Annotated in this window: 7 protein-coding genes and 1 pseudogene; 4 read left to right on the top strand and 4 right to left on the bottom strand. The window is 41.6% G+C overall.

All coding sequences use genetic code 11. The annotated features are described in order from the left end of the window. On the top strand, nt 1-868 hold an 868-nt coding region (locus G3T18_RS23820; protein ID WP_224413086.1), incomplete at its 5' end, for a DUF2330 domain-containing protein. 291 nt (nt 869-1,159) lie between these two features. Here G3T18_RS23820 and G3T18_RS23815 read toward each other — a convergent pair. Then, the gene (locus G3T18_RS23815; protein WP_224413085.1) at nt 1,160-2,323 is read right to left on the bottom strand and encodes a sugar phosphate nucleotidyltransferase; all 1,164 of its coding nucleotides are present in this window, start codon (nt 2,321-2,323) and stop codon (nt 1,160-1,162) included. 365 nt (nt 2,324-2,688) lie between these two features. Between G3T18_RS23815 and G3T18_RS23810 the strand changes: the two genes are divergently transcribed. Then, nucleotides 2,689-3,429 carry a cytochrome c biogenesis protein CcdA gene (locus G3T18_RS23810; protein WP_224413084.1) on the top strand — a complete coding sequence of 247 codons (741 nt, stop codon included), beginning with the start codon at nt 2,689-2,691 and terminating at the stop codon, nt 3,427-3,429. Between the two features lie 8 nt (nt 3,430-3,437). Next, nucleotides 3,438-4,832: a cytochrome c biogenesis protein gene (locus G3T18_RS23805; protein ID WP_224413083.1), complete on the top strand. Its 1,395-nt coding sequence runs from the start codon at nt 3,438-3,440 to the stop codon at nt 4,830-4,832. 155 nt (nt 4,833-4,987) lie between these two features. Here G3T18_RS23805 and queF read toward each other — a convergent pair whose 3' ends face one another. The 3 genes from queF to G3T18_RS23790 all read right to left on the bottom strand — a co-directional run bounded on the left by queF (nt 4,988) and on the right by G3T18_RS23790 (nt 6,284). Then, nucleotides 4,988-5,401 (bottom strand): preQ(1) synthase, encoded by a 414-nt coding sequence (gene queF / locus G3T18_RS23800; protein ID WP_224413082.1) that lies wholly within the window; start codon nt 5,399-5,401, stop codon nt 4,988-4,990. Between the two features lie 21 nt (nt 5,402-5,422). Then, nucleotides 5,423-5,818: a hypothetical protein gene (locus G3T18_RS23795; RefSeq protein ID WP_224413081.1), complete on the bottom strand. Its 396-nt coding sequence runs from the start codon at nt 5,816-5,818 to the stop codon at nt 5,423-5,425. Nucleotides 5,819-5,903: 85 nt separating this feature from the next. Beyond that, the gene (locus G3T18_RS23790) at nt 5,904-6,284 is read right to left on the bottom strand and encodes a phasin family protein (RefSeq protein ID WP_224413080.1); all 381 of its coding nucleotides are present in this window, start codon (nt 6,282-6,284) and stop codon (nt 5,904-5,906) included. Nucleotides 6,285-6,383: 99 nt separating this feature from the next. Here G3T18_RS23790 and G3T18_RS23785 point away from each other — a divergent pair. Beyond that, nucleotides 6,384-6,992, top strand: a pseudogene (locus G3T18_RS23785) (Uma2 family endonuclease); the annotation flags it as partial.

The following is a 6,992-nucleotide window of genomic DNA, read 5'->3' as shown; positions in this document are numbered from 1 at the left end:
TAGCTTTAGTGTGGGAGAATACGACATCGTTATTCTCAGCGCGAGAGAATCATCGGGACTGGAAACTTGGCTGATAAATAACGGCTATAAAATACCTCGCGGTGCAAAAGATTTACTGCAACCATATATTCGCCAAAATATGAAATTTTTTGTCGCAAAAGTGAATTTAGAAGAATTTGAAAGCAGTGGTTTTCAATCTTTACGTCCGTTAATGATTGCTTATGAAGATCCTCGCTTTATGTTACCAATTCGACTGGGAATGACAAATGCTGAAGGCGAACAAGATTTAATTGTTTATCTTTTATCGCCAAAAGGTCAAGTGGAAGTTACTAACTATCGCACCGCCAAAATTCCTTCCAATGTCGAGATTCCTGAATTCGTGTCAAAAGAATTTGCCGATTTCTATAAAGCCATGTTTAAAACTGCATATAACCAAGAAAACAAACGAGTAGCTTTTCTTGAATATGCTTGGGATATGAGTTGGTGTGACCCTTGTGCAGCCGACCCTCTTTCTGGGCAAGAATTAAAGCAAGCTGGAGTATTTTGGCTAGTTCCCGGACAACCACAAAATGTTTTTCTCAGTCGCATTCATGTCCGTTATACTCGCAATACTTTTCCCGAAGATTTGCGCTTTCAAGAAACAGCAAATAAACAAAACTTTCAAGGTCGTTATGTAATTCGCCATCCTTACAAAGGTGAGATGGAATGCGACGCAGCCGAACAATATAAAACAGTCTTACGACAGCGACAAGAACAAGAAGTAGAAACTCTCGCCAAGCTAACAGGTTGGAATATAAGAGATATCCGCAAAAAAGCCGATTTAGTTGAGACTCGACCTCTACCTTGGTGGCGGAGAATTTGGAACTGAAATTAAGACATTGCTTACTTATTAATTTTGAAACTTAGGAATACCATGAAAACCTGAGTTTGATATAAAAGGTGAGGGTGAAAATAGCGATCGTTTCGGGTCGGAGTGATTATAATCAAGGAAGTATTTCTTTACCAGGATTAAAATTAATAAGGTTTATAAAATAACCTAGTCATAAAATTTAAGTTGGCGATCGCCCTCACTTCTCCCTTCAATCGCAATACATAAAAACGTATTTTTGTCAACCAAATAAGGTAGAGACGTTTTCGACAACGCCTCCACCACTAACAATTAACCACCGTTACCCAATAATTCCTCGATCGCCTGACGTTCAAGAGGTTCTTGGTGAGGCAGAGTTTGACGCGCATCGGTAATCAGCCAATCCAACGCGGCAGCTTGGACATCAATCGTCGTACCCGTTTTATCAACGCAATAACGACCGAAAACCAACTTATCCACCAAACGCACCCCAGGTCCCAAGCGAGAATATTCAAAAATCACGCTATTATCCACAGTGGCGCCGCTACACAGCCAGCAACTCGGACCAATCATTGCCGGACCGACGATTTTGACTTTATCTTCAATACGAGTCATCCCGCCGATATAAACAGGTCCAGTAATATCAACCTTATCCCAGTTCACTGCCACATTCAGCCCAGTATAAACGCCAGGAAAAACTTCCTTACCCGGAATAGCAACATTCTTAATATCCCCCATTAACACACCTCTAACAGCGTGCCAATAGTCAGGAACTTTACCAATATCGACCCATTCAAAATCCATTGGGACAGCGTAGAAAGGAGCATCCATTTCTACCAACTTAGGAAATAATTCACCGCCAATATCAAACTCTTGATTTGGGGGAATATAGTCGATTACCTCTGGTTCAAAAATATAAATACCCGTGTTGATATTGGTACTTAAAGCTTCCTCAACCGCAGGTTTCTCTTGGAAAGTCTTAATTTTATCGTTCTCATCAGTTACAACTACACCGTAACTAGGAACCAACTCTCTCGCTACAGGTTTAGTTACTACCGTCGCGATCGCGCCTTTCTGCTTGTGCCAGTTTACTGCTGCGGTCAAATCTAAGTCAATCAGCGCATCACCACAGAGAACCACAAACGTATCATCAAAAAACGGATGAAAATCCTGAATGCGTCGCAATCCACCAGCAGACCCCAACGCTTCCCCAACTAACTCACCTTCAACAATCCGTCCTTCAAAAGAATAGCCGATATGAACGCCGAAACGCTGACCGTCACGAAAATAACTTTCGATCTCATTAGCCAAGTGACTGACATTAACCATTATTTCATCGAAGCCATGCTGACGTAGCAACTCCAGCAAGAACTCCATCACTGGCTTTTGCAAAATCGGAATTAATGGTTTGGGAATCGTATAAGTAATCGGACGTACGCGAGTTCCCTTACCAGCCGCCAGAATCATGGCTTTCATGAATATTTATTCCTCAACACTACGCCACACAATAATTTAGCCTAATCGAGAACCAGTTGAGCGCCGAGCGATGGCTACACCTTACTAGCGCTACCGCGCCAATCGACACCACTGAAACGCCCTCTCTAGCTAGATTTAACTTTTTGTACAACCCAAAGTTGTTTTTCAACCAACTCTTCTTAGCTGCCGAGTCAAACCTGTGCTTATTTTAACCGAGTCAATCCTCCCGCGACTAATCCTCAAGGTATTGAATCAAATTCGTGGTTCGTTATGCGATTATTTTTCGTTTAATAACTCAATTCCCAATCCCTAATCCACCAGCCTCGCTAAGTTACAATTTGAGCAGATTAAAACCTTTCCTCTGTATGCTGGACGCCTTGCAAACAAAACTATACGAACTCGAACAATTTGCTGATAGCTTGGTATCTCAGCAACTAACCCACTTAAGTTGGCTGAGTATAGCCGTGATTTTTACCGCAGGTTTACTTACCAGCTTGACACCCTGTATGCTTTCCATGTTGCCGATTACCATTGGCTACATTGGCGGTTACGAAACCGAAAGTCGCCTCAAAGCTGCCGCTCAGTCTACTTGGTTTGCCCTTGGTTTAGCAACTACTTTAGCTGGATTGGGTATTCTCGCGGCTTCAGTGGGACGAGTTTACGGACAAATCGGCTTTAGTTTGCCGATTCTTGTCTCTTTAATCGCCATTATCATGGGCTTAAACTTGCTGGAAATCCTTCCTTTGCGCTTTCCTAGTTTTGGCGATACTGAATGGATTTCTCCTAATTTACCTGCGGGAGTACGTTCTTATCTTCTCGGTTTAAGTTTTGGTTTAGTAGCCTCTCCCTGTAGTACCCCAGTTTTAGCGACAATTCTCGCTTGGGTAGCCAATACCGAAGATTTACTAATTGGTGGTATCTTACTGCTTGCTTACGCCGCCGGATATGTGTCTCCATTAATTTTAGCGGGAACTTTCACTGCTTCAATTAAAAAATTACTCGAGTTGCGCCGATGGTCAGGTTGGATTAATCCTGTAAGTGGTGCGCTATTGTTAGGATTTGGTGTTTTCACCTTGTTGTCTCGACTTCCTGCGGGAATTTTATAACTGCATCCATGACTGATAATAATTCTGTTGACGAAAAAAAATATTTCTCTAGCTTACGCACATCTTTAAGAAGATTAGTTAAGATTGTCGCCGATTTGCGCTTGGCAATTTTCTTGTTGTTAGCGATCGCGCTTTTCAGTATTAGTGGTACTGTAATCGAACAAGGACAATCTCTCGGTTTTTATCAAGCCAATTACCCTGAAGACCCGGCTTTATTCGGTTTCCTCACCTGGCAACTCATTTTAACTCTCGGCTTGAACCACGTCTACAGCACTTGGTGGTTTCTCTCCCTTCTAGTATTATTCGGAACTAGCTTGACGGCTTGTACTTTTACTCGTCAATTTCCCAGCCTCAAAGTCGCCCGTCGCTGGCAATTTTACGACCGACCCCGTCAGTATGAAAAACTAGCCCTTAGTGCCACGATAACCCAAGTTTCGCTTAATTCTTTAACTGATTTATTACAACAGCGCGGCTATCGAGTTTTTACCCAAGAATCAACACTTTATGCTCGTAAAGGTATTATCGGACGCATCGGTCCGATTGTCGTCCATGCCGCCATGTTAATTATTCTCGCTGGCGCAATCTTGGGCGCAGTCACCGGCTTTTTAGCCCAAGAAATGGTTCCTAGCGGTAACACTTTTCAAATTAAAAATATCTTCGACGCAGGTCTTTTTTCCGCCCCGCAAGTCCCCAAAGATTGGGCAGTCAGAGTTAATCGTTTTTGGATAGAATACACTCCTGAAGGTAGTATCGATCAATTTTATTCTGATTTATCAGTTGTCGATCGCCAGGGGAACGAAATTACCCAAAAAACTATTTCTGTCAATCATCCTTTGCGCTATCGAGGCGTAACTTTTTATCAGACGGATTGGGGAATTTCTGGTTTACGAGTTCAAATGAATAATAGTCCTATTTTTCAGCTACCAATGGCAAAATTACCAACCATTGGTAACGGACGTATTTGGGGTACTTGGATTCCGACAAAACCCGATTTAAGTGAAGGCGTTTCTTTACTAGCAAAAGACCTCCAAGGCATGATGTTAGTTTATAATGTTCAAGGTCAGCTAGTTGGTGCAGTTCGTCCTGGTCAAGCAATACAAGTAAATGGGATTACTTTGAAAGTCTTAGAATTAATTGGTAGTACGGGTTTACAAATTAAAGCTGACCCAGGCGTTCCGATCGTTTATACTGGCTTTGGTTTACTGATGGTAGCCGTAATTATGAGTTACGTTTCTCACTCGCAAATTTGGGCTTTAGCTACAGAAGATAGTTTATATCTAGGGGGCAAAACTAATCGCGCCCAAGTCAGTTTTGAACGGGAAATTGTCGCAATTTTAGATGAGTTAGAAGCACAAAAGCTTCAACAAATTACTACAGTTACGGAAAATTGTTTAGTATCTTAAGTGTAGGCGCGATCGCAACTAAATATTGCTAAATTTAAATGAAGCAAAGGAAAATATCTGCCGCTCTCAGCTTAATTACTAGCATAAGCGATCGCGATACTTTCCTAAGAAATATTTTGGTAAATTTTAGTTGCTACTGGGTAAGATATTTTTTCCTAACTACTAACTTGTGTTTGGGAATGTTGCACTTCAATTACAGTATGAACGTTACCTCGTGGTGTAAAATCACCTTTAACTTTGACTTCTAGAGGATTGCAAGCAGCAACAAAATCATCCAAAATTTGATTGACAGCTTCTTCGTGAGAAATGTAGCGATCGCGGTAACTATTGATGTACAATTTCAGTGCTTTTAACTCAACTACCGTTTGATCTGGGCTATAAGTTAAGTAAATTGTGGCAAAATCTGGATAGCCCGAAAAAGGACATTTACAAGTAAACTCTGGCAGTGTAATATTAATCTCGTACTTGCGTCCCGGACGAGGATTAGGAAAAGTAATTAACTCTCCCTCCGCGATCGCGCGTTCCCCATATTTCATTTCTGATTTTTGATTAACAGCAGCTTGACTCATTTTTAGTTAACTTTTCACATTCTACAGATTATCATTTAAATCATACCAAGGACGGTTTCCTGCTTCCCAATCAGGACAATTTTTGTCGTCCCAACCATAAGGGTGCATCCCACAAACTAACAATTCTCCGTTATAAACTTGACCGTGATAATGACGACAGCCGATACAAGCAGGATGATGTTCGGAAGTTGCTTCTACTTTATGAGTTAGGGTAAACTCAGTATCGTTAACCAGATCGTCAATTTCAATATAAACCTCGAAAATTGGTTCAAAGAAATCATCTAATAACCGATCTATTTCATTAAAAATTGTCTGATTTACTTCTTCAACTATTTCATTAACTTCCTCAAAAAATTGCTCGAATTCCTTGGCTGCGGTTTCCAATATTTCTACAAAACCTTTTGACCAATCTTCCATTTTGACTATCTAATTAGACAACAATGCCCAAAATGGGCAAAAGTAAGCTTATTTCTTGTTAAAAAGCGCGTCTCTCACCTTGATTTTAACTGTCTCGTTTCAAGCGACGCAGTTCGTCTTGTAAAGATTGTACGCGATCGCGTAAATCGTTGACATTTTTATCATCTGGGTTAGCTGAGTTTTCCTCATCATCGTCAGAAAGAATTTCGATCCGCCGTGGTTCTCTGGAAGTGTTATCCTGAGATTGTTTGACAGTTTCTTTGGTTTGGGCTTGTCTGACTAAATCGTCAACAAACTTACGCGCTTCTTCGGCATTCATTTCACCTCGCTTCACCATCTCATCAGCGAGTTTTTGGGCTTCTTTGCGCAACTCATTTAAGGTTTTACCTGCTTTTTCCGTCGCATAGTCAGCAATACCGACTCCCAAGTAAAAAGCTTTTTGAACAATATCTCCAAAACCGGGCATAGTTAACTCCTAATTCTTGTATAAATTTCCCCTGATTTTAGGATACGAGCAAAAGTTGCCAACTGCCCACACAAGTCCATTAACCAGAGGATGTCACTGATGACGACAATCTTAAATTTAGATCCGATTACGAAATTAACGCGATCGCAATTCTACCAGTTATGTTTAGCAAATCCCGATCTTCTCCTCGAACTTTCGCCCAGGGGAGAATTGATAATTATCCCACCTCTAGGTGGCGAAAATGGCAGCCAACAAGCCAATTTAATTGCCAGCGTGGGAATTTGGAATCAACAAAGCCAACTAGGTATCGTGTTTAGTTCTCAGACTATCTTTAGTTTACCCGGAGGTGGATCTCGCGCCCCCGATGCCTCTTGGGTAGAATTATCGCGCTGGGAAGCCTTGAGTGAAGAGGAAAAATCGGGTTTTCCGCCAATTTCGATTTTCTGATTGAATTGCGATCTAAGAGCGATCGCCTCAAACCCCTACAAGCTAAAATGCAGGAATATCTTGCCAGTGGTTTGCGCTTGGGTTGGCTGATTAATCCCCAAGATCGGCAAGTGGAAATTTATCGTCAAGGGCAGGATGTCGAAGTGGTAAATCTGCCTGTAATCTTGTCTGGGGAAGATGTGCTACCTGGGTTTAATTTAGACGTAGGGGCAAACCCCCCGTGGTTGCCCCTATCTACTAAACTACGGTGTACACACAAGT

This window comes from Oscillatoria salina IIICB1 (genome assembly GCF_020144665.1).
Classification (GTDB): Bacteria; Cyanobacteriota; Cyanobacteriia; order Cyanobacteriales; family SIO1D9; genus IIICB1.
Note: the sequence above shows the minus strand (reverse complement) of the source record. Positions and strands in the feature narration are given on the sequence as shown.